Here is a 23,817-nt window from a genome sequence, read left to right as displayed (position 1 = left end):
CACGCAGGGCGCGGAACATCGTGGCCGGGGGAGTTACGGCAGATCCGGCGCCGTACGATGGGAAAGGATTCCCCTTGCCGCCAGGGTCGATCAGTGATCGCCATGGACGGGCCGCGCAAGCGTAGCGATGGAGCAACCGCAGGAGCTTGAGGCGCGTCAAACGCAACGCCGGGGATTGCAATCTGAGGTAATTGGAAACGACGGCAACAAAAAAAGCGCTCCATCAAGGAGCGCCTTTTCAGCGAGAGAGGGAAAGATTACTTCGCCACCGGCATCGTAAATTCCGCACCCTTCGCGATGCTGTCCGGCCAGCGTTGCATCACGCTCTTGTAGCGTGTGTAGAAGCGCACGCCTTCTTCGCCGTACGCGTGGTGATCGCCGAACAGCGAGCGCTTCCAGCCGCCGAACGAGTGCCACGCCATCGGCACCGGAATCGGTACGTTGATGCCGACCATGCCGACCTGGATCTGGCGCGCGAAGGCGCGGGCGATGCCGCCGTCGCTGGTGTAGCAAGACACGCCGTTGCCGAACTCGTGCGCGTTGATCAGCGATACGGCTTCGGCAAAGTCATGCACGCGCACTACCGACAGCACCGGACCGAAGATCTCTTCCTTGTAGATCGTCATGTCCGGCTTCACGTTGTCGAACAGCGTGCCGCCGACAAAGAAGCCGTTGTCGTGGCCGTCCACCTTGTGGCCGCGACCATCGGTCACCAGCTTGGCGCCCTCGGCCACGCCGCGGGCGATGTAGCCCTCGACCTTGGCCTTGTGCGCGGCCGTCACCAGCGGGCCCATCTCGGCATCGTCTTCCATGCCGTTGCGGATCTTCAGCGCGGCAGCGCGCTCGGCCAGTCGCGGCACGAGCTTGTCGGCCACATCGCCAACCGCCACGGCCACCGAGATCGCCATGCAGCGCTCACCTGCGGAGCCGTACGCAGCACCGATCAGTGCATCCACCGCCTGATCGAGATCCGCATCCGGCATGACCACGAGGTGGTTCTTCGCACCGCCCAGTGCCTGCACGCGCTTGCCGTGCTTTGTGCCTTCCGTGTAGATGTACTCGGCGATCGGCGTGGAGCCGACGAACGACAGCGCCTGCACATCGGGATGCGCTAGCAGCGCATCGACAGCGGTCTTGTCGCCCTGCACGACGTTGAACACGCCATCAGGCAGACCTGCCTGCTTGAGAAGATCGGCGATCAGCAGGCTTGGCGACGGGTCACGCTCAGACGGCTTCAGCACGAACGTGTTGCCGCAGGCCAGCGCCACCGGGAACATCCACATCGGCACCATCACCGGGAAGTTGAACGGCGTGATGCCGGCCACCACGCCCAGCGGCTGGCGCAGATTCCAGTTGTCGATGCCACCGCCAATGTTGTCGGTGAAGTCGGTCTTGAGCAGGTTGGGAATGCCGCAGGCAAACTCCACCACTTCGATGCCGCGCGTGACTTCGCCCTTGGCATCCGAGAACACCTTGCCGTGCTCGCGCGTGATCAGCGCGGCCAGATCGTCGTGATGGCGGTCCAGCAGTTCCTTGAACTTGAAGAGGATGCGCGCGCGGCGCAGCGGCGGCATTTCTGCCCAGGCAGGCCACGCGGCCTTGGCGGCTGCGACGGCGGCTGCCACGTCATCGGCGGTGCCCATGGCAACACGCGCGGCCACGTCGCCGGTGGCCGGGTTGAACACATCGGCAAAGCGATCGGTGGCGGCGCGCTGCACGGTGCCGCCGATGTAGTGGTGGATCTCGGCGATCTGCCGGTTTTCTGCGATGTTCACTGCGGTCTTCCTCTTCGGTGTCTCGGGGTCTTACTGGATGCTCTGCAGCGCCTGCTTCACGGTGTCGAACAACTTGTCGATCTCGGACTCGGAAATGATCAGCGGCGGCGAGAACGCCAGGATGTCGCCGGTGTAGCGTACCAGCACGCCCAGTTCGAAGCACTTCAGGAACGCCTCGTAGGCGCGCGCACCCGGTGCGCCGGGACGCGATTCCAGTTCCACGCCCGCCACCATGCCGAGGTTGCGAATGTCCTTCACGTGCGGCGCATCGCGCAGGCCATGCACGGCAGCCTCGAACTTCGGTGCCATCTCCGCAGCGCGTTCGAACAGCTTGTCGCGCTTGTAGAGGTCGAGCGTGGCGATACACGCGGCCATGGCCAGCGGATGGCCCGAGTACGTGTAGCCGTGCGGCAGTTCGATGCCACCCTGCGGCGCGGCATTGACCACGGCGTCGTGCACCTCGCGGCGCACGGCCACGGCACCCATCGGCACGGCGGCATTGTTGATGGCCTTGGCCATCGTGATCAGGTCCGGCGTGACCTTCAGGCGCTCGGCAGCGGTGGCCGCGCCAAGACGGCCGAATGCCGTGATGACCTCGTCGAAGATCAGCAGGATGCCGTGCTTGCTCGTGATCTCGCGCAGCTTTTCCAGATAGCCCACGGGCGGGATCAGCACGCCAGCGGAACCTGCCATCGGTTCGACGATCACGGCGGCAATGTTCGATGCATCGTGCAGCGCCACCAGACGCTCCAGTTCATCGGCGAGATGCGCGCCCCATTGCGGCTGGCCCTTCGAGAACGCCGCCTCGGCGATGTTCAGCGTGGCCGGCAGGTGATCGGTGCCGGGCATCACGTTGGCCGACCACATCTTGCGGTTCGGGCCGATGCCGCCCACGCCCAGGCCGCCAAAGCCCACGCCGTGATAGCCGCGCTCGCGACCGATGATGCGCGTGCGCGTGCCTTCGCCGCGAGCGCGGTGATAGGCCAGCGCGATCTTCAGCGCCGTATCGACCGATTCCGAACCCGAGTTCGTGAAGAAGATGCGATCCAGCCCCTTCGGCATCAGCGCCGCCACCTTGGTCGCTGCTTCGAATTCAAGCGGATGCCCCATCTGGAACGGCGGCGCGTAGTCCAGCGTGGCCGCCTGCTGCGCGATGGCTTCCACGATCTCCTTGCGCGCGTGGCCAGCCGCCACGCACCACAGACCGGCGCAGCCATCGAGGATCTCGCGGCCATCGTGCGTCGTGTAGTACATGCCGTTGGCCGACGCCAGCAGGCGCGGCGCGCTCTTGTACTGGCGATTGGCCGTAAAGGGCATCCACAAGGCTTCGAGATCGGGAATCACGGTCTTGGCGGCGTCCATACTTTCTCCTGTTCGCAATGCGCGGGGCGTGGCGGCATGCCACGGATTGGGCAACTCTACCGGCGGGGTCCGAACTCAAGAATATACGGTCTCCACGGCTCCGCCTGACCGTACAGGTCAAGATGCCCAGACCGTACAGATGCAACGCATGGCGAATCCGGCTCCGCAGTTGCACGACACCCGCTGTTACATCGATGAAACAGCCGATTCACGCTGCGGCGCGTCAAATTTCCCCCATCGCCACCCGGCCTGCCACAAGCCATTACACTGTACAGGTTTCGATTTTCCCGAGCGCCGCATGCTCAACCTGAATCTTGTCCGCAGCCGCCGTGGCGGTGAAACCCTGACCGAGCAGATCGTGGCAGCCATCGCCGCCATGGTCGATCAGCGCGCGCTGCGTGCTGGCACTGCGCTGCCTTCGGTGCGGCGTCTGGCGCAGCAGCACAACGTCAGCACCTTCACGGTGGCCGAAGCCTATGGCCGGCTGACGGCATTGGGCTATCTGGCGGCGCGCCCCGGCTCGGGCTACACGGTGGCCCATCGCTACACGCCTTCGGGTCATGCACGCGCGCCGCACTGGGAGGTGCCCGGACTTAACGCAGCGTGGCTGCTCTCCGATGTATTCGCCGATCACTCCGTGCCGATCAAGGCGGGCGCGGGCTGGCTGCCGGGTGACTGGCTCAACGAGGAAGGCTTGCACCAGGCCATGCGCAGTGCATCGCGCGTGCCGGCCGCGCAGGTGTCCGGCTATGGCCACCCCTACGGATTCGGCGCGTTGCGCGAGCACATCGCCACGCATCTGAGCCAGTACGGCATGCCCGTGCAGTCGCAGCAGGTGGTGCTGACGCAGGGCGCCACGCAGGCACTGGACCTCGTGGTCCGCACATTGTTGCGACCGGGCGATACCGTGCTCGTGGAAGCCCCTTGCTACTGCAACCTGCTGCAGATCCTGCGGCTGGCCGGATTGCGTGCCATTGGCGTGCCGCGCACCGCGGCGGGACTCGACACCGACGCGCTCGAAGACGCCATCCGCCAGCACAGCCCGCGCGCGCTGTTCGTCAACACGGTGCTGCAGAATCCCACCGGCGCCAGCCTGACCAGCATGAACGCGTTCCGCGTGCTGCAACTGGCCGAGCAGCATCGCCTGCTTGTGGTCGAAGACGATATCTATCGCGAACTCGCCCCCGCCGGCTCACCGATGCTGGCGGCCATGGATGGCTTGTCGCAAGTGGTCTACGTGAACGGATTTTCGAAGACGATCGCGCCGTCGCTGCGCGTGGGCTATCTGGCGGCCAGCCCTGACCTTGCCAAGGCATTCGCGCGCACCAAGATGGCGGTGGGCCTGACCTCGTCGGAGGTGACCGAGCGGCTTGTGTATTCGGTACTGACGAGTGGCCACTATGGGCGGCATGTGGCGGCGCTGGCCGAACGGTTACGCGCGCAACAGGATCACGTGTCGGAAAAAATGGAAGCGCATGGGCTGGAAATCATGCTGCGGCCCGAAGGCGGCATGTTCACATGGGCGCGACTGGCGCCGGGGCACGATGGCGTCGCCGTGAGCGGCAATCACCTGGCCACGCTGGCGCTGGAGCACGGTATCTGGCTGGCGCCGGGCGCGTATTTCGATCCCGCGGAAGCAGACTCGCCGTGGATCCGGTTCAACGTGGCCACCAGCGACGCCCCCGAGTTGTGGGCGTTCTTCGATGCCGTCCGCAGCGGCGGGACCGCGATGGTCCGCGCCGCCTGACGGCTGGCAGTCCTGCGCAGGCGCTCAGAAGCGGTAGCGCACGTAACCCGTATAGAAGTTGCTGCCCGGGTTGGGTTCCTTGATCCCGGCATTGGAGATGTGCTGGAAGCGGAAGCCCACTTCGGTGGCGGCGTTCTTGCCGAAGCCCACACCCACGCCGAGCATGTCCGAGAACTGGAACGCACTGCCCATCCGATGTTCATCGGACGTGCCCGCGTGGCTCAGCACGCGCAGGCCTACCGATCCCTCGACGAACGGCACGAAGTAGCCGCCGCGCTTTTCCACACGCAGGATTGGCGAAATACCGAATTCGACCAGATTCTGCTGGTTGGTGCCGCCACGCGTATCCCAGCCAGCCAGGTTCACTTCGGCCTGCAGGCGGAACAGCCAGCCCTGCGGATTGCCATACTGGATCGGCGTGTTGAAGTTGATGCCGACTTCGTACTTGTTGACGTCATGGCTCGTGTCACGGCCATAGGCCACATGCACGGCGGGGTGTTTCCAGCCCACCAGCTCCTCGGCGCTGGCCGCCGAACTGGCACTCGCCACCAATGCGGCAGCAACCACGGTTCGGCCCAGGAGCTTCATGCGGGAACGTGGGGCAGTAGACATGTTTCGTTCTTGTTGTGCTTTCTTCATGTTGAAAGGCATCGAAGAGAGAGGGCTCGGAAAAACAACGCACTCGACACGCCCTCGCCCTTCCCTTCCATTCGGCAGCGGGGAACGCGGGTCAGGCCCAGAGCCGCTCCACCAGCCAGCCTGCGGCAACACAAAGGCCGAGCCAGACAGCGAGGCAGCTTGCAATAAATCGGTACGTCATTGTTTGTATGAACAGCAGGTGGGGATTTTTTGAACGAATTTTCGCCGCGCATTATACATGCATCCATGAATGTATGTAACGATCGCGGCACGTTTCACCGCGGCGCATTGCACATGCATCTGATTCGTCAGAAAACTCCCGCCAGCCATAATGCCAGCCCGCGCGGAATGCTGCAGACGGAAGAAACGCCTGCGTCTCTCGTGATTTCGGCGAATGGACAAAATGTGAAAAGGCCAGCGCCTGGCGCGCTTTGGCCCGGAGCGGTGCTCCAGAGGCGAGCCGGTCCCATGCGGGACCCGCCGAAATGACTTTGGTATCAGATATTTACGATGCCGTGCCGCGCAGGAAGGGCAGCACTTCGGCAAGCAACTGCTCGGGGATTTCCTCGGCGATGTAGTGCCCGCAGGGCAGCGCATGGCCGGTCACCTGCCGCGCCACCTTGCGCCACTCTTCGAGCGGCTGGAAACACTTTCCGACCGCACCGTCGCGTCCCCACAACGCCAGCATCTCGCATTCGACACCACGGCCCGCCTCGATATCGGCGCGGTCGTGCTCCAGATCGATGCCGGCGCTGGCGCGGTAGTCTTCACAAAGCCCATGCGCCGCGCCCGGCAGACGCAGGCAACGCTCGTACTCGGCCAGCGCCTCTGCGGTGAACGGCGCCAGGCCCGCGCTGCGGCTGCCCATGGTCTGCTGCAGGTACTGGGCCGGGTCCGCCTCGATCAGAGTCTCCGGGAACGGCGCAGGACGGATCAGGAAGAACCAGTGATAGTAGGCACGCGCAAAGGCCTCGTTGGTCTGCGCATACATCGCCAGCGTGGGCGCGATGTCGAGCGTGACCAACTTCTCGACGGCCTGCGGATGATCCACGGCCAGCCGATGCGCCACGCGCGCGCCGCGATCGTGCGCGAGCACGCGGAATCGCTCGAAGCCAAGCTGGCGCATCACGGCCAACTGGTCGGCCGCCATGACGCGCTTGCTGTAGTTGCTGTGGTCGGCCACGCCGGCGGGCTTGCCGCTGTCCCCGTAGCCGCGCAGGTCGGTGGCCACCACGGTGAAATGCCGCGCCAGTTCGCCCACTACCTTGTGCCAGATGACGTGAGTCTGCGGATGACCGTGCAGCAACAGCAGCGGCGGCCCTTCTCCGCCCACCACGGCGTGGATCGGCACACCGTCATGATCGATACGATGCGTGGCAAATCCTTCAAACATCGGCGTCTCCTGGAATTGTGGGGATGGCCTGTGGCCTGGGCAGCAGTCTATCCGCGAATTCCACCGCTATTGATTCGTGCGACGCAAGTCATTCGAGCCTGCGATTCATGAAAATGCTGGCGCGGGCGGCGACGGGAACGCCCTCTTACCCGCAGGGTCGTCAAGAAGCAAACTTCACGGGGCTGATACGCTCCGGACTGACACCCCCGATTCTCAAGAGATTCCTCATGCACTCGCACAACCTGTCCGCGTGGACCCACTCTCACGTCTTCGACACCGGCAACCAGGCTGCCGAACGCGGCACGCGCCTGGTGATGTGGATCACGCTGGCGATGATGGCGATCGAGATCGCCGCCGGGCTCGGCTTCAACTCGATGGCGCTGCTGGCCGACGGCTGGCACATGAGTTCGCACGCCGTGGCCATTGGGCTATCAGCCTTCGCCTATGCGGCCGCACGCAAGCTCGCGCACGATGCACGGTTCACGTTCGGCACGTGGAAGATCGAAGTGCTCGCCGCGTTTGCCAGCGCGGTGTTCCTGCTGGGCGTGGCGGGTCTGATGATCTTCGGATCGGTGGAGCGGCTGCTGAGTCCCGAACCGATTCACTACCGCGAGGCGATGGTCGTCACGGCCATTGGCCTGCTGGTGAACCTGGGCTGCGCGATGATCCTTGGCGGGGCTCATCATCATGGACACGATCACGGGCACGACCATCACGGCCACGCGCATGACCACGGCCATCACCATCATCACGACATCAACCTGCGCGCCGCCTACCTGCACGTGGTAGCAGACGCCGCCACTTCGCTGCTCGCCATCGTGGCACTGGCCGGCGGCTGGTGGCTCGGCTGGAGCTGGCTCGATCCGGTGATGGGCCTTGTGGGTGCGGTGCTGGTGGGACGCTGGGCCATCGGCCTGCTGCGCCAGAGCGGCACTGTGTTGCTCGACCGCGAAATGGACCATCCCGTGGTGGAAGAAGTCCGCGAGGTGCTGGCGGAGTTTGCCGAAGGCGAGGAAGGCACGCGCATCGCAGACCTGCACGTCTGGCGCGTAGGCCGCGAACAGTTCGCCTGCATCGCCAGCCTGGTCACGCATGACACCACGCTGACGCCGCAGCGCGTGCGGCAGGCGCTATCGGTGCATGAGGAACTGGTGCACGTGAGTGTGGAGATTAATTTTTGCGCCACAGTGCACTAGCGGCTTTCTCCCCTTTCCCGCACCATTCTTTCTCCCCTCTCCCGCGCGCGGGAGAGGGGTTGGGGGAGAGGGCGAGCGCTCGCGAACCGAGATGCTTGTTCGTAGCTTGAAACGCTTACCCTCTCCCCCGCCCCTCTCCCGCAAGCGGGAGAGGGGAGAAAGACAGAGGCGGGAGAGGGGTGCGAACTGACACACGCAGCCGCTCAAGGCATCAACAAGATCGCCCCCGTCGTCTCCCTGCGCTCCGCGGCCTCATGCGCGCGCGCCACATCGGCCAGCGGAAAGCGCGCACCGATATCCACCTTCACATGACCTGCCGCGATGGCATCGAACAGATCCTTCGCGTTGGCGCGGAACCGCGCGGCATCCGCGTTGTGCGGAAATACCGATGGCCGCGTCAGGAACAGGCAGCCTTTCTTGTTCAATAGTTCAGGCTCGATGGCCGGTGCCGGTCCCGATGCCGCGCCGTACAGCACCACCATCCCGAACGTCTGCGCGCAATCGAGCGAGCCGAGGAACGTGTCCTTGCCCACCGCGTCGTAGACCACGGTCACGCCGCGCCCATCCGTGGCATCGCGCACCTGCTTGACCCAGTCGCCATGGCTGTAGTCGATGGCGATATCGCACCCGGCCGCCCGAGCACGCTCGCACTTGGCCGGCGAGCCAGCGGTGCCAATCACGCGCGCGCCCAGCGCCTTGGCCCATCCGCTCAGGATCTGGCCCACGCCACCCGCCGCCGCATGCACGAGCACGGTATCGCCCGGCTTCACGGCGTGGGTATGGCGCACCAGGTACTGCGCCGTCATGCCCTTGAAGATCGTTGCGGCGGCCTGTTCGTCGGTGATGGTGTCGGGCAGCTTCACGAGCTTGTCCACCGGCACGTTGCGTCCTTCGGAATACGCACCCAGGCCCGCGTTCATGTAGGCCACGCGATCTCCCACGGCGACATCGGCCACGCCCTCACCCACCGCCTCCACCACGCCGGCTGCCTCGAAGCCCAGCCCGGTGCCAGCCGGCAGCGGATAGGTGCCGCGACGCTGATAGATATCGATGAAGTTGAAACCGATCGCCGTGTGGCGCACGCGCGCCTCGCCTGCGGCGGGGGCTGGCAACTCTACCGATTCGAGCCGCATGACCTGCGGCTGGCCAAATTCGTGAAGGCGGATGGCGCGGACAGCAGTCGGCATGGGGTCTCCTCGATGCGCGTTGGCAGAATTTGTGAGACCCGATTATTGATGCAATTCCGATTTTCTGCCGAAGCTCAACCCAGTTCGGCAGACATGCAGAGCGCGCTGGTATTGCGCAGCCGCTGGAATTCTTCGCTCTCCAGCACTTCGGCAGGCAGCTTGGAGGCGTGGATCAGCGAGAAGCCGTAGCGGGAGAAATAGCTGGGGCACGTGGAGGTCAGCAGCACGGCGCGCCGACTGCCGTTGGCGCGCGCCCGCATCATCACGGCGCTCACGAGATGGCTCGCAATGCCCTGGTCACGCCACTCCCTCAGCACGGCAACCGAGCGGATGATCGCCGTCTCCCCGAAAAGCTGGGCACAGGCGCAACCGACAAGTTGGGATTCGAGCACGGCAACATGAAACTCGCCGGCAAGGCGCGGTAACTCATCCACTGGCAAATTGCACCGCTCGAGCACGGCGCCAATGGCAGACACATCCGCGGGCTGCGCAAGCCGGATTCGCAGATCTTTAATCATCTTGAGCCTCTGTATCTCTCATCACATCGGGACGGATATGCCATGGAAGCCCTGCATGGTGAATCTTGGTGCGCCAAGGGGAGCGATGCAATGCCGCGATTGGTGCACGCGCCCCACACTATCGCAATCAGCCTCCGGATTCCAGAAGGGAAACCACCGAAAGCGACGGGTGCCACGCATCAGCCTGTCCGCTCCATCGATGAGCACGAAACAGGCCACACACGGCGGCAGCAGTATCTGCATGTCGTGTGACAGTGTCGAGTAGATGGGGATGAAGCGGACTACGGAAAAACGATGGAGGCGGGGATACGGAATCGAACCGTCGTAAACGGCTTTGCAGGCCGTCGCATAACCACTCTGCCACCCCGCCACGGGGATAGACGATCCGGAACCGGTCGTCGGTGTCTGTGGTGCGGGGCGCAGTGTAGCCGAAGTCGAAAAAACGTGCAGGGCGTGCCGTTATTACCCGAAGGCGGGTGCTGTCTGTCGCTGCTACGCGCCGATCTCGCCCATCGCACTCTGCTGGTAGTTCTGCAGGCCGACGCGGTTCACCAGATCCAGTTGCGTCTGCAGCCACTCGATATGGTCCTCGGTGTCGTCGAGGATGGGCGAAAGGACGTCGCGGGAGACGTAGTCGCTCACGGACTCGCAGTACTTGATGGCTTCCTTGAGGCTGGTCTGCGAGACCAGCTCAAGCTTCAGATCGCAGCCGAGCATCTCCTCGGTGGTCTCGCCGATCATGAGCTTGTCGAGGTCCTGCAGGTTGGGCAGCCCATCGAGCATCAGGATGCGATCGATGATCTTGTCCGCGTGCTTCATCTCCTCGATCGATTCCTCGTACTCGTGCTTGCCCAGCGCCTTGAGCCCCCAATGTCCATACATGCGGGCGTGTAAAAAATACTGGTTGATCGCCGTCAGCTCATGCCGGAGTTGGACATTCAGCAGCTGTATTACCTTCTTGTCCGATTTCATGGCGTCGATCCCCGAATATGGCATGCGGTGATTTTCATGTTAATCCGCCAGCCCGGAAGGTCAAGCCCCATGCGGCTTTGCGGACGACACGCATCCTCATCTACGACTCGTCATTGAATCTGAGACTGATATTGATTCCGATTTATGGCAATAAAAAAGCGCCTCGAAACGAGGCGCCTTATTTGCGGGGCATGCGGTTATATCGCCCGTGCCCTTATTCCCCACTGGCGCGATAGCGATTACGCAGATCGCGAATCAGGTCGTGATTGCGCAGCACACCCTGGTACTGGCGCTCGATCAGCGCGCGGATGTCGAAGCTCAGGTCGGTCTCCTGCAGCGCATCGGCGTACTTCTTCTTTGCCACGTCCTCGCCCTTCTCGGTCTCCTCCAGGATGGCGAGATCCGAACGATCCGATACAGCGGTACGCAGGCTCACCCAGCCGCGATGGAGCGCGCCGGCCACGCTGCCGTGGTCCTCGGGCTTGGCGCCGAGCGCCGTGACCTGACTCTGCAATTCGCGCACTGCGGCGCCTATCTCTGTTGCGCGGCTCGAGAACAGCGTCTTCAACTCGGGATTCTTCGCATCCTCGGCGGCCTTGCGGAAGCCTTCCTCGCCATCGCGCGAGACTTCGATCAGGTCGTTCAGTACAGACACATTGTTGTCAGCCATAGCAAACTCCTCGTTATCTCTCGGACACGCCGCACGCCTGCGCGCAGCGCGTCATGGAACATTCCGCGCACACCATCCAGGGTGCGCGGCCCTTGGTTCCAAGATAGAGGAGCCGCCTGCGGGGGACTGTCGGGGCGCCTCGCAACCGGCTGTCGGTCTGCGCCTACATCTGCGTCGCCCCCGCCAGTCAGTCGAACAGGTGACCCATGCGCGACCGCTTGGTCGCCAGATACTTTTCGTTTTCGGAGTTGGACGGCACGATGTGACGCATCTGTTCGGTCACCTTGATGCCCGCATCCTCGAGCGCCCGAATCTTGATCGGATTGTTGCTCATCAGCCGCACCGAGGTGACACCCCACTGCCGCAGGAAATCCGCCGCGAAGGCATAGGTACGGGAATCGATAGCCTGACCCAGTGCCAGATTGGCATCCACGGTGTCGAGTCCGCCATCCTGCAGCGCGTACGCACGAATCTTGTTCGACAGCCCGATGCCACGGCCTTCATGGCCACGCAGATACAGCAGGATGCCACGCCCTTCCTCGGCAATCTTGCGCATGGCGAGATCGAGCTGCTCGCCGCAATCGCAGCGGCACGAGCCAAACACATCGCCGGTCAGGCATTCCGAATGCAAACGAACGAGCACGTTCTCGCCCGAAATATCGCCCATCGACAGGGCCAGGTGCTCGGTTCCCGTGTCCATGCCCTGGAAGGCATGAGCGGTGAATTCTCCGTAACTGGTCGGCAGGCGGGCAGAGCCGATCAGCTCACTTTCTAGGTCTTTCATATTGATGTGCAAGGGCTGGAGGCGCCATGGTGCCCGCACGGCATGATGCAGGGGCGGGGCAGGCGCACCGCGCCGCGCCGATTGGGAGAGGCGCAGACGCAGCATGCCGGCAAGGATACCCCGAAATGCATTCCGCTATCGGGTGTGGGGTTACCGGGCGGTAGGAGTCAGTCTGGAACGAAAAGGCCGGAAGTGTGGGCGCGGCGAACGCGAACCGGCTGATTGCGTCGGTGAAGCGCCTTGAAACGACAGCGAAACTCGGTTGGCGTCAACGCCACCGGCGCGGCAACGTGCTTGCGCAACCGGTATCGCTCCACACCTCGCTCGGTAAGCAGAAAATCCAGCCGCTGACGCCAGCTCGCCGCTTTCAGGTCTTCATGCAGGGAACGATCGACAAAGCCAGTGGCATCTTCGATCAGCAGCATCATTCTGCGCAAACGGTGGAGGCTATCGGTCTGGGTTCGGGAGGCGGGTAAAGAAATCACTGAATGACTGCCCGAGACAACTCGGACTGCGCCGAACTTCCACAGTGGCTCGTGGTGTGCGAGACGATTTCGAAATCCTTGTATCTCGGCGAGGAAGCCTAGCGTCTCTCGACGCTTGCGCGCATCGCTCCATTGCGCAGGACGGTCACTAAAAGGATGGTTCGGAAAAATGCGTGGCAGAACTCGTGAAGCGTGCGCCGCACTGACGCTATTCAGCATGACCGGCCAAAATCCGAACGAGAGGTTGGATACGATCTCGTCCGGCCCCGGGTTGCTGCGTGGCCGCCGCGTTCGCACTTCCACGATCCGCTGTTGCACCGAATGCCGCATCGATTCGCGTATCACGTCGTACCAATGACAACTCGGCGTGCGTCCCGCGCTATGAAACAGCGACATGGCCCGATGCACACTGTTGCGCAACGCGACCTCGAAGTGAGCAAGATGCGATGCAAAGCATCCCGAAATTTCGCCATTCCAAAGATACAAACCGATGGCTTCGTCCATCGTCGTTGCCTTGAAATATGACTTGTAGCTATTCAAGCGTAGCGGTGAAACGACGCGCTCGAAATCGACGACTGAGGTGGTACGCATAGCTGTTGACACTATCCCGTTGGATCCATAGGATGACGCCTGAGACGTCGATCGGCACAACCCGCAAGGGCGCCCCGGCGTAAGGAGTGGAAGGCCCCCGATCGCAAGGTCGGGGGCCTTTTGCTTTGTAGCGCGCGGAGTTCCACGGGGATATGAGACGACTCGCAAACTGCATGGCGAGTTCGATGCGGACAAATGCGAAGTCGCCGAAACGAAAAAAGGCCGCCCTTTTCAGAACGGCCTTTCTCGTTAGGACGTCGTAACGTTGCGAACGGTTGCCCGTCCGCTAACAGCCTTACTCCACCGTCACCGACTTAGCCAGATTGCGCGGCTTGTCCACATCCGTGCCGCGTGCGCAGGCGGTGTGATACGCCAGCAGTTGCAGCGGTACGACGTGCAGGATCGGCGAGAGCGCGCCGTAGTGCTCGGGCATGCGGATCACCTGGATGCCGTCCGACGACTGGATGTGCGTGTCGGCATCGGCGAACACGTAGAGACGGCCGCCGCGTGCGCGCACTTCCTGGATGTTGGACTTCAGCTTTTCCAGCAGCGCGTCGTTCGGTGCCACGGTCACCACCGGCATGGCTTCCGTCACCAGTGCCAGCGGGCCGTGCTTCAGCTCGCCGGCCGGGTAGGCTTCAGCGTGGATGTACGAGATTTCCTTGAGCTTGAGCGCGCCTTCCAGAGCGATCGGATAGTGCAGGCCACGACCCAGGAACAACGCGTTCTCGCGACGGGCGAAGTCCTCCGACCACGCGATGATCTGCGGCTCCAGCGCCAGCACGCCATGCAGCGCGGCGGGCAGGTGGCGCAGATTCGTCAGCGCCTCGGCTTCCTGTTCGTCGTTCAGGTAGCCGCGCACCTTGCCCAGCGCCAGCGTCAGCATGTACAGCGCGGCCAGTTGCGTGGTGAACGCCTTGGTCGATGCCACGCCGATCTCGGTGCCTGCGCGGGTCAGGAAGCGCAGTTCGGTCTCGCGCACCATCGCGCTCGTGGCAACGTTGCAGATGGCGAGCGTGTGCGTGTGGCCCAGCGAGCGGGCGTGGCGCAGTGCAGCCATCGTGTCGGCCGTTTCGCCGGATTGCGAAATCACCACCACCAGCGCGCGCGGGTTCGGCACCGTGTCGCGGTAGCGGTATTCGCTGGCGACCTCGACCTGCGTCGGGATCTTGGCGATCGATTCCAGCCAGTACTTGGCCGTGCAGCCCGAGTAGTAGCTCGTGCCGCACGCCAGGATCAGGATGCTGTCGATGTTGGCGAACACCTGCTCCGCGTTGTCGCCGAACAGGTCGGGCGTGATGGCGGCGATGCCTTCGAGCGTATCGCCCAGGGCGCGCGGCTGCTCGAAGATTTCCTTCTGCATGAAATGGCGGAACGGACCCAGTTCCACGGCGGCGGCGTGTGCCTCCACCACGCGATCCTCGCGCACTACCTCGATATCGTTGACATCGCGGATCGTGACGCCAGCGCGCGTCAGTTCCACCACATCGCCTTCTTCCAGATAGATGATGCGGTTGGCGGTGCCGGCCACGGCCAGCGCGTCCGACGCCAGGAACGTTTCGTCGTTGCCGAGGGCCACGACCAGCGGCGAACCGGCGCGCGCGCCGACCACCACGTCAGGATTGTCACGCGCCACCACGGCAATGGCGTAGGCGCCGTGCAGGCGCTTGGTCACCACGCGCACCGACGCGAACAGGTCGCCACGCGTGGCGCTGCTCGGATACGTGTAGGCCTGATGGATCAGGTGGGCCACCACTTCGGTATCGGTCTGCGACTCGAAACCGTAGCCCACGGCGCGCAGTTCTTCGCGCAGCGGCTCGTAGTTCTCGATGATGCCGTTGTGGACGAGTGCGATGGTCTCGTCCGAGAAGTGCGGGTGCGCGTTGACCGTGTCGGGCTTGCCGTGCGTGGCCCAGCGCGTATGGGCGATGCCCAGGTTGCCGCCGAGACCCGACGATTGCGTCTGCGCGTCCAGTTCGGCCACGCGCGACACCGTGCGCGCGCGTTCGAGAATGGCGTCGCGCACCACGGCGACGCCGCACGAGTCATAGCCGCGATATTCCAGGCGACGCAGACCTTCGACCAGGACCGGAACGATATTGCGGTGCGAAACCGCGCCAACGATGCCACACATGCTCTAACCCCTTATTTTTTCGGTTGCTTGACCGGACGCTGCCATGCGTCGATCGTCATCTGCTTGGAACGCGACAGCGTGAGCTTGTCGGCCGGTGCTTCCTTGGTCAGCGTCGTGCCAGCGCCAATCGTCGCGCCACGGCGCACCGTTACCGGCGCCACCAGTTGCGTATCGGAGCCGATGAACACATCGTCCTCGATGATGGTGCGATGCTTGTTCACGCCATCGTAATTGCACGTGATGGTGCCTGCGCCGATGTTCACGCGCTGGCCCACGGTGGTGTCGCCGACGTAGGCCAGATGGTTGGCCTTGCTGTGGTCGGCAATCTGACTGTTCTTGACTTCGACGAAATTGCCGATGTGCACATCCTTGCCCAGTTCCGCACCCGGCCGCAAACGCGCGTACGGACCGATGCGCCCGTCCGGCCCGATCTTTGCTTCCTCAAAGTGGCAGAACGGTTGCACGCGTGCGCCAGCCCCTACGGAGGTGTTGCGGATCACGCAGTGCGCACCGATGTGCACGCCATCCTCCAGATGCACGCGGCCTTCGAACACGCAGCCTACGTCGATGGTCACGTCGCGTCCGCAGGTCAGTTCGCCGCGCACGTCGATACGCGCCGGGTCCAGCAACGTGACGCCCGCTTCAAGCAGACGTTGGGCAATGTTGCGCTGATGGATGCGCTCGATCTCGGCCAGTTGCACCTTGCTGTTGACGCCGAGCGTCTCCCACAGTGCAGCCGGCTGGGACGACACGATCTCCACGCCGTCAGTGGCGGCGCGTTCGATGGTGTCGGTAAGGTAGTACTCACCTTGCGCGTTGTCGTTGCGCAGCGTGGAGAGCCAGCGGCGGAGGTGACCCGTCGGGCAGACGATGATGCCGGTATTGATCTCGCGGATCGCGCGGATTTCCTCGCTGGCATCCTTCTGCTCGACGATGCGGACGATATTGCCGGCAGCGTCGCGTACGATGCGGCCATAGCCGGTGGGATCGGGCATCTCGACGGTCAGCACGCCCAGGCGCTCGGCGCCAGCGGCCTGCACAAGGTGCTGAAGCGTGGACGCGGACGTCAGCGGTACGTCGCCATACAGGACCAGCGTGGGCTGGCCGTCGTCGAGCAACGGCAGTGCCTGCATGACGGCGTGGCCGGTGCCCAGTTGCTGAGCCTGCTCGGCAAAGGCGACATCTTCTGCGGCAACCGCGGCGCGCACGTGCTCGGCGCCATGGCCCACCACGACGACGAGCCGCGACGGCGAGAGCGTGCGGGCGGTATCGAGTACGTGGGCGAGCATGGGGCGGCCGGCAACCGGGTGCAGCACCTTGGGCAACGCGGAATTCATGCGCTTGCCCATGCCGGCGGCAAGAATGACGATATTCACAAGGAGGGTCCTAAGTGAGTGTGTCTGAGAATATTCTGAAGAATCCGTGCCGTGGAGCACTGCAGTCAGTAGGGCAAAACCGTTGCCACGACTGGGCTGGCGGGCGATCAACCGCCCCTGGAAACATGCGCGCCGATTCTAGCATGCACCCCCGGACCACATCGGGCCGATCACTTCACGTTACGGTTGTTCACATTTGGACACGACGCGTTTTTGCATGGTTTGCAGCATTTACCGTCTTGGCGGCGTTGGGTGGATGCAACGCCATGAAACTTGGCTACCAGCAGGGTGACCGCCTGGCCTACTGGTGGGTGGATCGATATGTGGACGTTTCTGACCTGCAGGAGCCGCCCACCAAAGACGCCATCGCCCGGTTCTTCTCCTGGCACCGGCAGGCGCAGCTTCCCGAAATTGCCACGGTCCTGACCCGTGTGAAGAGTGAAGTCGCCGGCCCCATCGATGCCTCGATGGTCCGGCAGGTGCAGCAGGACACGAACCGCCTGGGCCGCCGCGCCTTCGAGAACGCCGTCCCCGACGTGGCCGACCTGATGCTGACGCTGACGCCCGAACAGATCAAGCGTATGGAAGGCAAGTTCGCGGAAAGCAACGCCAAGTACCGGAAGGAGTTTCTCAAATCCGACCCCAAGGCGCGCACCGACGCCCGCTTCGACAAGATCATGGACTACGCAAAGCTGATCTACGGCGGCTTCTCGGGCGAGCAGGAACGCACGATCCGCGATTCGATGGGGCCGTATATGGAAGGCGCCGAGGCGCGCTATGCCGAGCGGGTCAAACGACAGCAGGAATGGCTGACGCTGGCGCGCGAGGTGTCGACCTCACATCCGCCAAAGGCGCAGGTCGAGGACATGCTGCGAAAATACGCCGATCACTGGCAGCGCCCGGCCAGCGGCCAGCAGCGCAGCAACGAGGCAGGCGTGGATCTGTCTGTGAAGATCGCCAATCTGACCACGCCCGAGCAGAAGGCGCACGCGGTGGATCGGTTCCAGAAGTGGATCGACGATACGAGGTCGCTGATGCGGGAGGGGGCTTCGCAGGCAGCGAAGTAATGAAACTCCCCTCTCCCGCGCAGTGGGAGAGGGGAGCAAACCCATCAGGCCGCAGGCTCTTCCGCCTTCTCGATCTTGTCGAACCGCACAAACTCCATCCGGTTCGCTCCCACGTTGCCCGTAAACGTCAGCGCCTGCTGCGTGAAGGTGGTTTCCCCGAACAGCGATGCCTCGTCAACCTTCGCCAGTCCAGTCGCCAGACCGTTGAACGGGAACAGGTCCGTATCGGCCAGATGCGACGGCACCACGTTGCGCAGCGCCGCGAAGATGTTGTCGATGCGGCCCGGGAATTCGCGTTCCCATGCCTGCACCATCTCGCTCACCTTTTTGCGTTGCAGGTTTTCCTGCGAGCCGCACAGGTTGCACGGGATGATCGGGAACTGCATGGCGCGCGCGTAGGACGCGATGTCCTTCTCCGCGCAGTACGCCAGCGGACGAATGACAATGTGCTGGCCGTCATCGGTGGCCAGCTTCGGCGGCATGGCTTTCATCTTGCCGCCGAAGAACATGTTCAGGAAGAACGTGTTGACGATGTCGTCGCGGTGATGGCCCAGCGCAATCTTGTTGGCGCCCAGCTCCTTGGCCGTGCGATAGATCACGCCGCGGCGCAAACGCGAACACAGCGAGCACGTGGTCTTGCCCTCGGGCACCTTCTCCTTGACGATCGAATACGTGTCCGCTTCGACGATCAGGTATTCCACGCCCACCGATTTCAGGTAGGCCGGCAGGATTTCCTCGGGAAAGCCGGGCTGCTTCTGGTCCAGGTTCATCGCGATGAGCTTGAACTTGATGGGCGCGCGCTTCTGCAGCGCCATCAGCACCGACAACATCGTGTACGAATCCTTGCCGCCGCTCATGCAGACCAGCACGGTGTCGCCGTCCTCGATCATGCCGAAGTCGCCGATGGCCTTCCCGGTCTGCGACTGCAGACGGGTTTCCAGGCGGTAGAAATTAGCGGAGTGACTCATAAGACGTACCTGAAGCGGGGGCGGGCGCTGAACAATGGCCTGACACCCCTGAAGAACATGCCGGATTGACGGGGCGATATTCTACTGGACCCGCCGCCCCACCGCTCTGCGTGCCTCAGGCCGGCTTGATGTGGAAGACTTCGACGCCCACGGATTCGCAATCCGGATACACATCGGGCTTCTCGGTGGAGACACGCACGGCCCGCACCTTGGGGTGCTTCAGCATGGCGCGCGCCACGTCGTCGCACAGCGTTTCCTGCAGGTGGATATGGCCTTGCGCCATGCGCTCGGCCACGGTGTTGCGCATGAAGTCGTAATCCACGACTTCTTCCAGCTTGTCGGCCTGCGGCGTGGTTTCGGCCAGCGAGACGAACAGGTCGATATTGACCAGCACGCGCTGCTCGCCCTTCTTCTCGAATTCATGCACGCCAATGTTGATCTGCACTTCGTAATTGCGCAGGAACATGCGGCGGCAGTCTTGCAGGCTGGGATGGGACAGGGCGGCAAAAGTCATGGCGGGAACTATCGTTAAAACTTATTCAGTCAGGAACATCACGTCGCGGGCCAGCGGCATCAGGTGCTGGCCGCCATCGACGTAGAGCGTGGAACCGGTCACGGCGCGGGCGATGGCGAGGTAGGCCACGGCCTGCGCAATATCGTCCGGCGTGCTCGATTTGCCGAGCGGCGTCATGCCGTGTGCACGCACGAAGCCCGGATCGGACTGGTCGCCGGACACCAGCGTGATACCCGGCGCCACGCCCACCACGCGCAGGCGCGGGGCCAGTGCCTGGGCCAGTTGCACCGTGGCGGTCTGCAGCGCGGACTTCGACAGCGTGTACGACAAAAAGTCCGGATTCAGGTTGTTCAGCTTCTGGTCGAGCAGGTTGATCACCACGCCACGCTGCTCGGTCTCGTTGCCGTCGGCACCCAGCGCCTTGTGCATCTCGCGCGCCAGAAGCAGCGGTGCGGCCACGTTCGTGCGCATATGCGTATCGAGCGAAGCGTACGAGAAGCTCGTGGCCACGTCGTACTGGAACAGCGAGGCATTGTTGACCAGGCACGACGGCACGCCGAGCGCATCCTTGCAGGCGGCGATCAGCTTGCTCGTGGCACTTTCGTCGGACAGGTCGGCCTGCAGCACGGCAGCGCGGCGACCGAGACTGCGGATCTGCGTGGCAAGCGCTTCGGCCTCGTCGCGCGAGCGGTTGCAGTGGACGGCTACGTCCCAACCCTGCGCGGCAAGCTCGAGCCCGATGGCGCGGCCCAGGCGGCGTGCGCCGCCGGTCACCAGCGCCACCCCACGCGAGGGTGTGGTTCGGGCGGCGGCAGCGCCCTCAGTATTGAAATCTGGCATTGCTACAATTCGCGGTATGCAGAAAGTCGCTAGTCTACCCCTTCCCTCCGCCGACGCGCTCGGCGCCTCCACGGCCCTTTCCACCGTCATCGCCGATGCCATCAAGGCTGCGGGCGGCTGGATCGGCTTCGACCGCTTCATGTCGCTGGCGCTCTATGCGCCGCGCCTGGGTTACTACAGCGGGGGCGCCGCCAAGTTCGGCCGCGACGCCGGCGACGGCAGCGACTTCATCACCGCCCCAGAACTGAGTCCCTTCTTCGCGCGCACACTGGCTCGCCAGTTCGCACCGCTGATCGGCATGAACCTGCCGCAAGTGATGGAATTCGGCGCCGGTACGGGCCGGCTGGCAGCGGATCTGCTGCTCGCGCTCGAAACCGAAGGCGCGTTGCCCGATACGTACCGGATCGTCGAGCTTTCCGGCGAACTGCGTGCGCGCCAGCAACAGACGCTTGCCGAGCGTGCGCCCCATCTGGCGTCGCGTGTGACGTGGCTCGATACCCTGCCCGACCGCTTCGAAGGCGTGATCGTCGGCAATGAAGTGCTCGATGCGATGCCTGTGAGCCTGTTCGCCCGAATCGGCGGCAAGTGGTACGAACGTGGCGTGTCACACGATGGGAATGGTTTCGCCTATCAGGATCGCGTGATGGAATCCTCCGCCGTGCCCGCAGTGCTGAAAAATTTTCCGGGCGATCACGACGTGGTCACCGAAACCCACGCCGAAGCCGAAGGCTTCACGCGTGCCGTCGCGGCGATGCTCTCGCGTGGCGCGGCGTTTTTCATCGACTATGGTTTTCCGGCGGCCGAGTACTACCACCCGCAGCGCGTGGGCGGCACGCTGATGTGCCACTACCGCCATCACGCCCACCCCGATCCTTTCCTGTATCCGGGCCTGCAGGACATCACCGCGCACGTGAATTTCACCGGCATCGCCGAAGCTGCCGTGGATGCGGGCCTGACCGTGGCGGGCTTCGCCTCGCAGGCACGCTTCCTGATGAATGCCGGCATTACCGAACTGATGATGTCGCTCGATCCATCGGATGCCCGCGCCTTCCTGCCGCAGGCCAACGCCGTGCAGAAGCTGCTGTCTGAAGCGGAGATGGGCGAGCTGTTCAAGGTCATCGCCCTGACCCGCGATCTCGACGATGCGCTGCCGCTGGCCGGCTTCGCACGCGGCGACCGTACCTTCGCCCTCTGACCCGGATCACGCCATGTTGCGTTGGACTTTCACCATCTTCCTCTGCGTGATCGTGCTGTCGGCCTCGCTGCCGTGGCTGCAGAAGATCGGCCTCGGACGCTTGCCCGGCGATCTGCGGTTTCGGCTTTTCGGGAAGGAGTATGTGCTGCCGTTTGCGTCGACGATCTTGCTGTCGCTGGTGGCACTGGTGATTGGGAGGTTGTTGTAGGGGGGGTATGCCATCCCATCAGGTTTTGCTCCCCTCTCCCGCGCGCGGGAGAGGGGTTGGAGGTGAGGGCAAGCCGTCGCTATGCGATGTCGTGGTTAGAGCTTGAACCGCTGGCCCTCACCCCCGCCCCTCTCCCGCAAGCGGGAGAGGGGAGAAAACCAAGCGGAAAAGGAAACTCAACGCTATTCCTTAATACCCAACCGCTCCGCCACCGCCCTCACCCTGGCCTTGTGCACCCGATCCTTGATCTGGTCCACGCGATCCTCGCAAGCCTTGGCAATCGCGCCCGCATCCACCGACGCCGCTGCATCGCGCACCGTCATCAGTCGCGCCGTCTGCGGATATTCCCGATCTTCAAAACCGAGCCGGCCACGCGCATCGGCTTCGCATGCCAGCAACGCTTCGGCGAAGCGATCCGGTTTGCGCAACGCATCGCAACGCTCCACGAGTCGCGTCAGGGCCGCGGCGCCGAACTCCATCGAGCGATGGATGTTGCCGTGTTCGCGCGCCACGAGCACCGCCAGTTCGCGGCAATCGTTGGGCACGCGCAGCCGCTTGCAAACCGCTTCGAGCAATCCCACACTGCGCTGCTCGTGGCCGATATGGCGCGGCAGTACGTCCTCGGGCGTGGTGCCCTTGCCAAGATCGTGCGTCAACGCGGCGAAGCGCACTGGCAACGACGCGCCGACGCTGGCCGCGTAATCCACCACCATCATCACGTGGATGCCGGTATCGACTTCCGGATGGTAATCGGCACGTTGCGGCACACCCCACAGCCGGTCGAGTTCCGGCATCAACCGCGCCAACGCACCGCATTCACGCAGCACGTCGAACATGCGCGACGGACGCGCTTCCATCAGTCCGCGTGCGAGTTCCTGCCACACGCGTTCCGGCACCAGCGCATCGACCTCACCCATCTCCACCATGCGGCGCATCAGTGCGACGGTTTCGGGCGCCACCGAGAAATCGTGGAAGCGCGCGGCAAAGCGCGCCGCGCGCAGGATGCGCACCGGGTCTTCCGCAAACGCATCGGACACATGGCGGAACTGCCGGGCGGCAAGGTCCTGCTGCCCGCCATACGGATCGATGATCGGGCCGACGAGGTTATCGTCCGCATCCACGGCCTGGGCCATCGCATTGACGGTGAGGTCGCGCCGCACCAGGTCGTCCTCGAGCGTGACTTCCGGTCCGGTGTAGAACGCAAACCCCTTGTAGCCCACCGCCGTCTTGCGCTCCGTGCGAGCCAGCGCGTATTCGGCCTTGGTCACCGGATGCAGGAAGACCGGGAAATCCTTGCCCACCGGCTTGTAGCCGGCGGCTTCCATTTCCTCCGGCGTGGCGCCCACCACCACGTAGTCGCGGTCCTGGCTCGGCTTGCCGAGCAGTTGGTCGCGGATCGCCCCGCCGACGGCATAGACCTGCATGAATCAGCCCGTGACGATGATCGCGTCCGGGCGATCGGGTTGCAAACGGTACGGCTCGTCGGCCACGACGAAATCGCGCTCCTCGCGCGCCGCGGCCACCCACTCCTGCATGGCCGGCACCGTCAGGATGAAATCGGCATAAGCCTTGGCGGCCTCCGGCAGATGCACGCCGTACGTGGCAAAGCGGCTCACCACGGGCGCGTAGAACGCATCGGCCACGGTGAACGTACCGAACAGGAACGGGCCCTTCTCGCCATGCTGCGCGCGCAGGCCGGTCCAGATGGCTGCAATGCGGTCGATATCGCGTTGCACGGCCACGCTCCACCCGATGCCGGGCAGCACGGCCGTGATGTTCATCGGCATCTGGCTACGCACGTTGCCGAAGCCCGAATGCATTTCCGCGCAGATCGAACGCGCCACCGCGCGCGCAGCGGGATCGGCTGGCCAGAGTTGCTTCTCGGGGAATTTCTCGGCCACGTACTCGGAGATCGACAAGGAATCCCAGACGGTCACGTCGCCATCGATCAGCGCCGGCACCTTGCCGGCCGGCGAGTACTGCATGATCTCTTCATCGAATGCCTTCGTGAACAGGCGCAGCGGGATTTCCTCGAAGGCAATGCCGGCGTGGCGCAACAGCAGCCAGGGACGCAGCGACCAGGAGGAGTAGTTCTTGTTGCCGATGACGAGCTTCATCGCAAATTCCTTGGGGGGGGCGAAGATCGGGAAGACGTAGGCGCGCGGCGTATTTCGCCGGGCACCGTGGACCGGATAT

General features: G+C 63.7%; 22 protein-coding genes and 1 tRNA gene. 5 read left to right on the top strand and 18 right to left on the bottom strand.

The genetic code is table 11. From position 1 onward, the window contains the following. Positions 1-257: 257 nt before the first annotated feature. Together GA566_RS01270 and GA566_RS01265 are read right to left on the bottom strand one after the other, a co-directional pair. Positions 258-1,751: a CoA-acylating methylmalonate-semialdehyde dehydrogenase gene (locus GA566_RS01270; protein ID WP_370459297.1), complete on the bottom strand. Its 1,494-nt coding sequence runs from the start codon at positions 1,749-1,751 to the stop codon at positions 258-260. Positions 1,752-1,805: 54 nt separating this feature from the next. Beyond that, positions 1,806-3,137: an aspartate aminotransferase family protein gene (locus GA566_RS01265; protein WP_160471280.1), complete on the bottom strand. Its 1,332-nt coding sequence runs from the start codon at positions 3,135-3,137 to the stop codon at positions 1,806-1,808. Between the two features lie 298 nt (positions 3,138-3,435). On the opposite strand from GA566_RS01265, the gene GA566_RS01260 reads away from it, so the two are divergent. Continuing rightward, positions 3,436-4,884: a PLP-dependent aminotransferase family protein gene (locus GA566_RS01260; protein WP_160471278.1), complete on the top strand. Its 1,449-nt coding sequence runs from the start codon at positions 3,436-3,438 to the stop codon at positions 4,882-4,884. 24 nt (positions 4,885-4,908) lie between these two features. Here the strand turns inward: GA566_RS01260 and GA566_RS01255 are convergent, their stop codons facing one another. Beyond that, a complete protein-coding gene (locus tag GA566_RS01255; RefSeq protein ID WP_237380009.1) occupies positions 4,909-5,496 on the bottom strand; it encodes an acyloxyacyl hydrolase in 588 nt (195 codons plus the stop codon). A gap of 532 nt (positions 5,497-6,028) precedes the next feature. Beyond that, positions 6,029-6,916 (bottom strand): alpha/beta fold hydrolase, encoded by an 888-nt coding sequence (locus GA566_RS01250; RefSeq protein ID WP_137926973.1) that lies wholly within the window; start codon positions 6,914-6,916, stop codon positions 6,029-6,031. A gap of 227 nt (positions 6,917-7,143) precedes the next feature. On the opposite strand from GA566_RS01250, the gene dmeF reads away from it, so the two are divergent. After that, on the top strand, positions 7,144-8,112 hold the full coding sequence (gene dmeF, locus GA566_RS01245) for a CDF family Co(II)/Ni(II) efflux transporter DmeF (protein ID WP_160471275.1): 969 nt from the start codon (positions 7,144-7,146) through the stop codon (positions 8,110-8,112). Positions 8,113-8,315: 203 nt separating this feature from the next. On the opposite strand, the gene GA566_RS01240 is transcribed toward dmeF, so the two are convergent. The 9 genes from GA566_RS01240 to glmU all read right to left on the bottom strand — a co-directional run bounded on the left by GA566_RS01240 (position 8,316) and on the right by glmU (position 16,829). Further along, complete coding sequence (locus tag GA566_RS01240) at positions 8,316-9,299, bottom strand: quinone oxidoreductase (RefSeq protein WP_160471273.1); 984 nt, start codon at positions 9,297-9,299, stop codon at positions 8,316-8,318. Between the two features lie 74 nt (positions 9,300-9,373). Beyond that, positions 9,374-9,817 carry a GNAT family N-acetyltransferase gene (locus GA566_RS01235; protein ID WP_137926976.1) on the bottom strand — a complete coding sequence of 148 codons (444 nt, stop codon included), beginning with the start codon at positions 9,815-9,817 and terminating at the stop codon, positions 9,374-9,376. A 295-nt stretch (positions 9,818-10,112) separates the two neighbouring features. Beyond that, positions 10,113-10,187: transfer RNA gene (locus GA566_RS01230), tRNA-Cys, on the bottom strand. Positions 10,188-10,309: 122 nt separating this feature from the next. Next, positions 10,310-10,789 (bottom strand): bacterioferritin, encoded by a 480-nt coding sequence (gene bfr / locus GA566_RS01225; RefSeq protein ID WP_137926977.1) that lies wholly within the window; start codon positions 10,787-10,789, stop codon positions 10,310-10,312. A 214-nt stretch (positions 10,790-11,003) separates the two neighbouring features. Then, on the bottom strand, positions 11,004-11,459 hold the full coding sequence (locus GA566_RS01220) for a PA2169 family four-helix-bundle protein (protein ID WP_137926978.1): 456 nt from the start codon (positions 11,457-11,459) through the stop codon (positions 11,004-11,006). Positions 11,460-11,646: 187 nt separating this feature from the next. Continuing rightward, positions 11,647-12,243, bottom strand: a complete 597-nt coding sequence (ribA, locus tag GA566_RS01215; RefSeq protein ID WP_137926979.1) for a GTP cyclohydrolase II — start codon at positions 12,241-12,243, stop codon at positions 11,647-11,649. A 167-nt stretch (positions 12,244-12,410) separates the two neighbouring features. Next, entirely contained in the window at positions 12,411-13,319 is a 909-nt protein-coding gene (locus GA566_RS01210; protein ID WP_255459278.1) for an Abi family protein, read from the bottom strand. 295 nt (positions 13,320-13,614) lie between these two features. Continuing rightward, entirely contained in the window at positions 13,615-15,453 is a 1,839-nt protein-coding gene (gene glmS, locus GA566_RS01205) for a glutamine--fructose-6-phosphate transaminase (isomerizing) (RefSeq protein WP_160471270.1), read from the bottom strand. Positions 15,454-15,464: 11 nt separating this feature from the next. Then, positions 15,465-16,829: a bifunctional UDP-N-acetylglucosamine diphosphorylase/glucosamine-1-phosphate N-acetyltransferase GlmU gene (gene glmU, locus GA566_RS01200; protein ID WP_160471268.1), complete on the bottom strand. Its 1,365-nt coding sequence runs from the start codon at positions 16,827-16,829 to the stop codon at positions 15,465-15,467. A 266-nt stretch (positions 16,830-17,095) separates the two neighbouring features. Here glmU and GA566_RS01195 point away from each other — a divergent pair, with 266 nt between their 5' ends. Beyond that, the gene (locus GA566_RS01195) at positions 17,096-17,896 is read left to right on the top strand and encodes a DUF6279 family lipoprotein (RefSeq protein ID WP_160471266.1); all 801 of its coding nucleotides are present in this window, start codon (positions 17,096-17,098) and stop codon (positions 17,894-17,896) included. Positions 17,897-17,940: 44 nt separating this feature from the next. On the opposite strand, the gene ttcA is transcribed toward GA566_RS01195, so the two are convergent. The 3 genes from ttcA to GA566_RS01180 all read right to left on the bottom strand — a co-directional run bounded on the left by ttcA (position 17,941) and on the right by GA566_RS01180 (position 20,218). Then, on the bottom strand, positions 17,941-18,864 hold the full coding sequence (gene ttcA, locus GA566_RS01190; RefSeq protein WP_160471265.1) for a tRNA 2-thiocytidine(32) synthetase TtcA: 924 nt from the start codon (positions 18,862-18,864) through the stop codon (positions 17,941-17,943). 115 nt (positions 18,865-18,979) lie between these two features. Beyond that, positions 18,980-19,378 (bottom strand): dihydroneopterin aldolase, encoded by a 399-nt coding sequence (locus GA566_RS01185; RefSeq protein WP_160471263.1) that lies wholly within the window; start codon positions 19,376-19,378, stop codon positions 18,980-18,982. Positions 19,379-19,399: 21 nt separating this feature from the next. Further along, on the bottom strand, positions 19,400-20,218 hold the full coding sequence (locus tag GA566_RS01180; protein ID WP_137926985.1) for an SDR family oxidoreductase: 819 nt from the start codon (positions 20,216-20,218) through the stop codon (positions 19,400-19,402). A gap of 16 nt (positions 20,219-20,234) precedes the next feature. Between GA566_RS01180 and GA566_RS01175 the strand changes: the two genes are divergently transcribed. Beyond that, a complete protein-coding gene (locus GA566_RS01175; protein ID WP_160471262.1) occupies positions 20,235-21,413 on the top strand; it encodes a class I SAM-dependent methyltransferase in 1,179 nt (392 codons plus the stop codon). A 13-nt stretch (positions 21,414-21,426) separates the two neighbouring features. Beyond that, entirely contained in the window at positions 21,427-21,621 is a 195-nt protein-coding gene (locus tag GA566_RS01170) for a DUF2905 domain-containing protein (protein WP_137926987.1), read from the top strand. Between the two features lie 182 nt (positions 21,622-21,803). Here the strand turns inward: GA566_RS01170 and GA566_RS01165 are convergent, their stop codons facing one another. Then, positions 21,804-23,045, bottom strand: coding sequence for a multifunctional CCA addition/repair protein (locus GA566_RS01165; RefSeq protein ID WP_160471260.1), 1,242 nt, complete (start codon positions 23,043-23,045; stop codon positions 21,804-21,806). Between the two features lie 3 nt (positions 23,046-23,048). Then, positions 23,049-23,738, bottom strand: coding sequence for a glutathione S-transferase family protein (locus GA566_RS01160; protein WP_160471258.1), 690 nt, complete (start codon positions 23,736-23,738; stop codon positions 23,049-23,051). Between the last annotated feature and the right edge of the window lie 79 nt (positions 23,739-23,817).

The organism is Cupriavidus sp. SW-Y-13 (assembly GCF_009793345.1).
GTDB lineage: Bacteria > Pseudomonadota > Gammaproteobacteria > Burkholderiales > Burkholderiaceae > Cupriavidus.
The sequence above is the reverse complement of the archived record's forward strand: the minus strand, read 5'-3'. Positions and strand labels throughout refer to the sequence as shown.

What these genes read in the sequence shown, in the direction of transcription:
- GA566_RS01165 (WP_160471260.1), bottom strand. Translation starts at nt 23,045, where the DNA reads ATGCAGGTCTATGCCGTCGGCGGGGCGATCCGCGACCAACTGCTCGGC.
- glmS (WP_160471270.1), bottom strand. Translation starts at nt 15,453, where the DNA reads ATGTGTGGCATCGTTGGCGCGGTTTCGCACCGCAATATCGTTCCGGTC.
- GA566_RS01195 (WP_160471266.1), top strand. Translation starts at nt 17,096, where the DNA reads ATGAAACTTGGCTACCAGCAGGGTGACCGCCTGGCCTACTGGTGGGTG.
- GA566_RS01240 (WP_160471273.1), bottom strand. Translation starts at nt 9,299, where the DNA reads ATGCCGACTGCTGTCCGCGCCATCCGCCTTCACGAATTTGGCCAGCCG.
- ribA (WP_137926979.1), bottom strand. Translation starts at nt 12,243, where the DNA reads ATGAAAGACCTAGAAAGTGAGCTGATCGGCTCTGCCCGCCTGCCGACC.
- GA566_RS01160 (WP_160471258.1), bottom strand. Translation starts at nt 23,738, where the DNA reads ATGAAGCTCGTCATCGGCAACAAGAACTACTCCTCCTGGTCGCTGCGT.
- GA566_RS01260 (WP_160471278.1), top strand. Translation starts at nt 3,436, where the DNA reads ATGCTCAACCTGAATCTTGTCCGCAGCCGCCGTGGCGGTGAAACCCTG.
- GA566_RS01220 (WP_137926978.1), bottom strand. Translation starts at nt 11,459, where the DNA reads ATGGCTGACAACAATGTGTCTGTACTGAACGACCTGATCGAAGTCTCG.
- GA566_RS01255 (WP_237380009.1), bottom strand. Translation starts at nt 5,496, where the DNA reads ATGTCTACTGCCCCACGTTCCCGCATGAAGCTCCTGGGCCGAACCGTG.
- GA566_RS01180 (WP_137926985.1), bottom strand. Translation starts at nt 20,218, where the DNA reads ATGCCAGATTTCAATACTGAGGGCGCTGCCGCCGCCCGAACCACACCC.
- GA566_RS01185 (WP_160471263.1), bottom strand. Translation starts at nt 19,378, where the DNA reads ATGACTTTTGCCGCCCTGTCCCATCCCAGCCTGCAAGACTGCCGCCGC.
- GA566_RS01265 (WP_160471280.1), bottom strand. Translation starts at nt 3,137, where the DNA reads ATGGACGCCGCCAAGACCGTGATTCCCGATCTCGAAGCCTTGTGGATG.
- GA566_RS01210 (WP_255459278.1), bottom strand. Translation starts at nt 13,319, where the DNA reads ATGCGTACCACCTCAGTCGTCGATTTCGAGCGCGTCGTTTCACCGCTA.
- ttcA (WP_160471265.1), bottom strand. Translation starts at nt 18,864, where the DNA reads ATGAGTCACTCCGCTAATTTCTACCGCCTGGAAACCCGTCTGCAGTCG.
- GA566_RS01250 (WP_137926973.1), bottom strand. Translation starts at nt 6,916, where the DNA reads ATGTTTGAAGGATTTGCCACGCATCGTATCGATCATGACGGTGTGCCG.
- GA566_RS01170 (WP_137926987.1), top strand. Translation starts at nt 21,427, where the DNA reads ATGTTGCGTTGGACTTTCACCATCTTCCTCTGCGTGATCGTGCTGTCG.
- bfr (WP_137926977.1), bottom strand. Translation starts at nt 10,789, where the DNA reads ATGAAATCGGACAAGAAGGTAATACAGCTGCTGAATGTCCAACTCCGG.
- dmeF (WP_160471275.1), top strand. Translation starts at nt 7,144, where the DNA reads ATGCACTCGCACAACCTGTCCGCGTGGACCCACTCTCACGTCTTCGAC.
- GA566_RS01235 (WP_137926976.1), bottom strand. Translation starts at nt 9,817, where the DNA reads ATGATTAAAGATCTGCGAATCCGGCTTGCGCAGCCCGCGGATGTGTCT.
- GA566_RS01175 (WP_160471262.1), top strand. Translation starts at nt 20,235, where the DNA reads ATGCAGAAAGTCGCTAGTCTACCCCTTCCCTCCGCCGACGCGCTCGGC.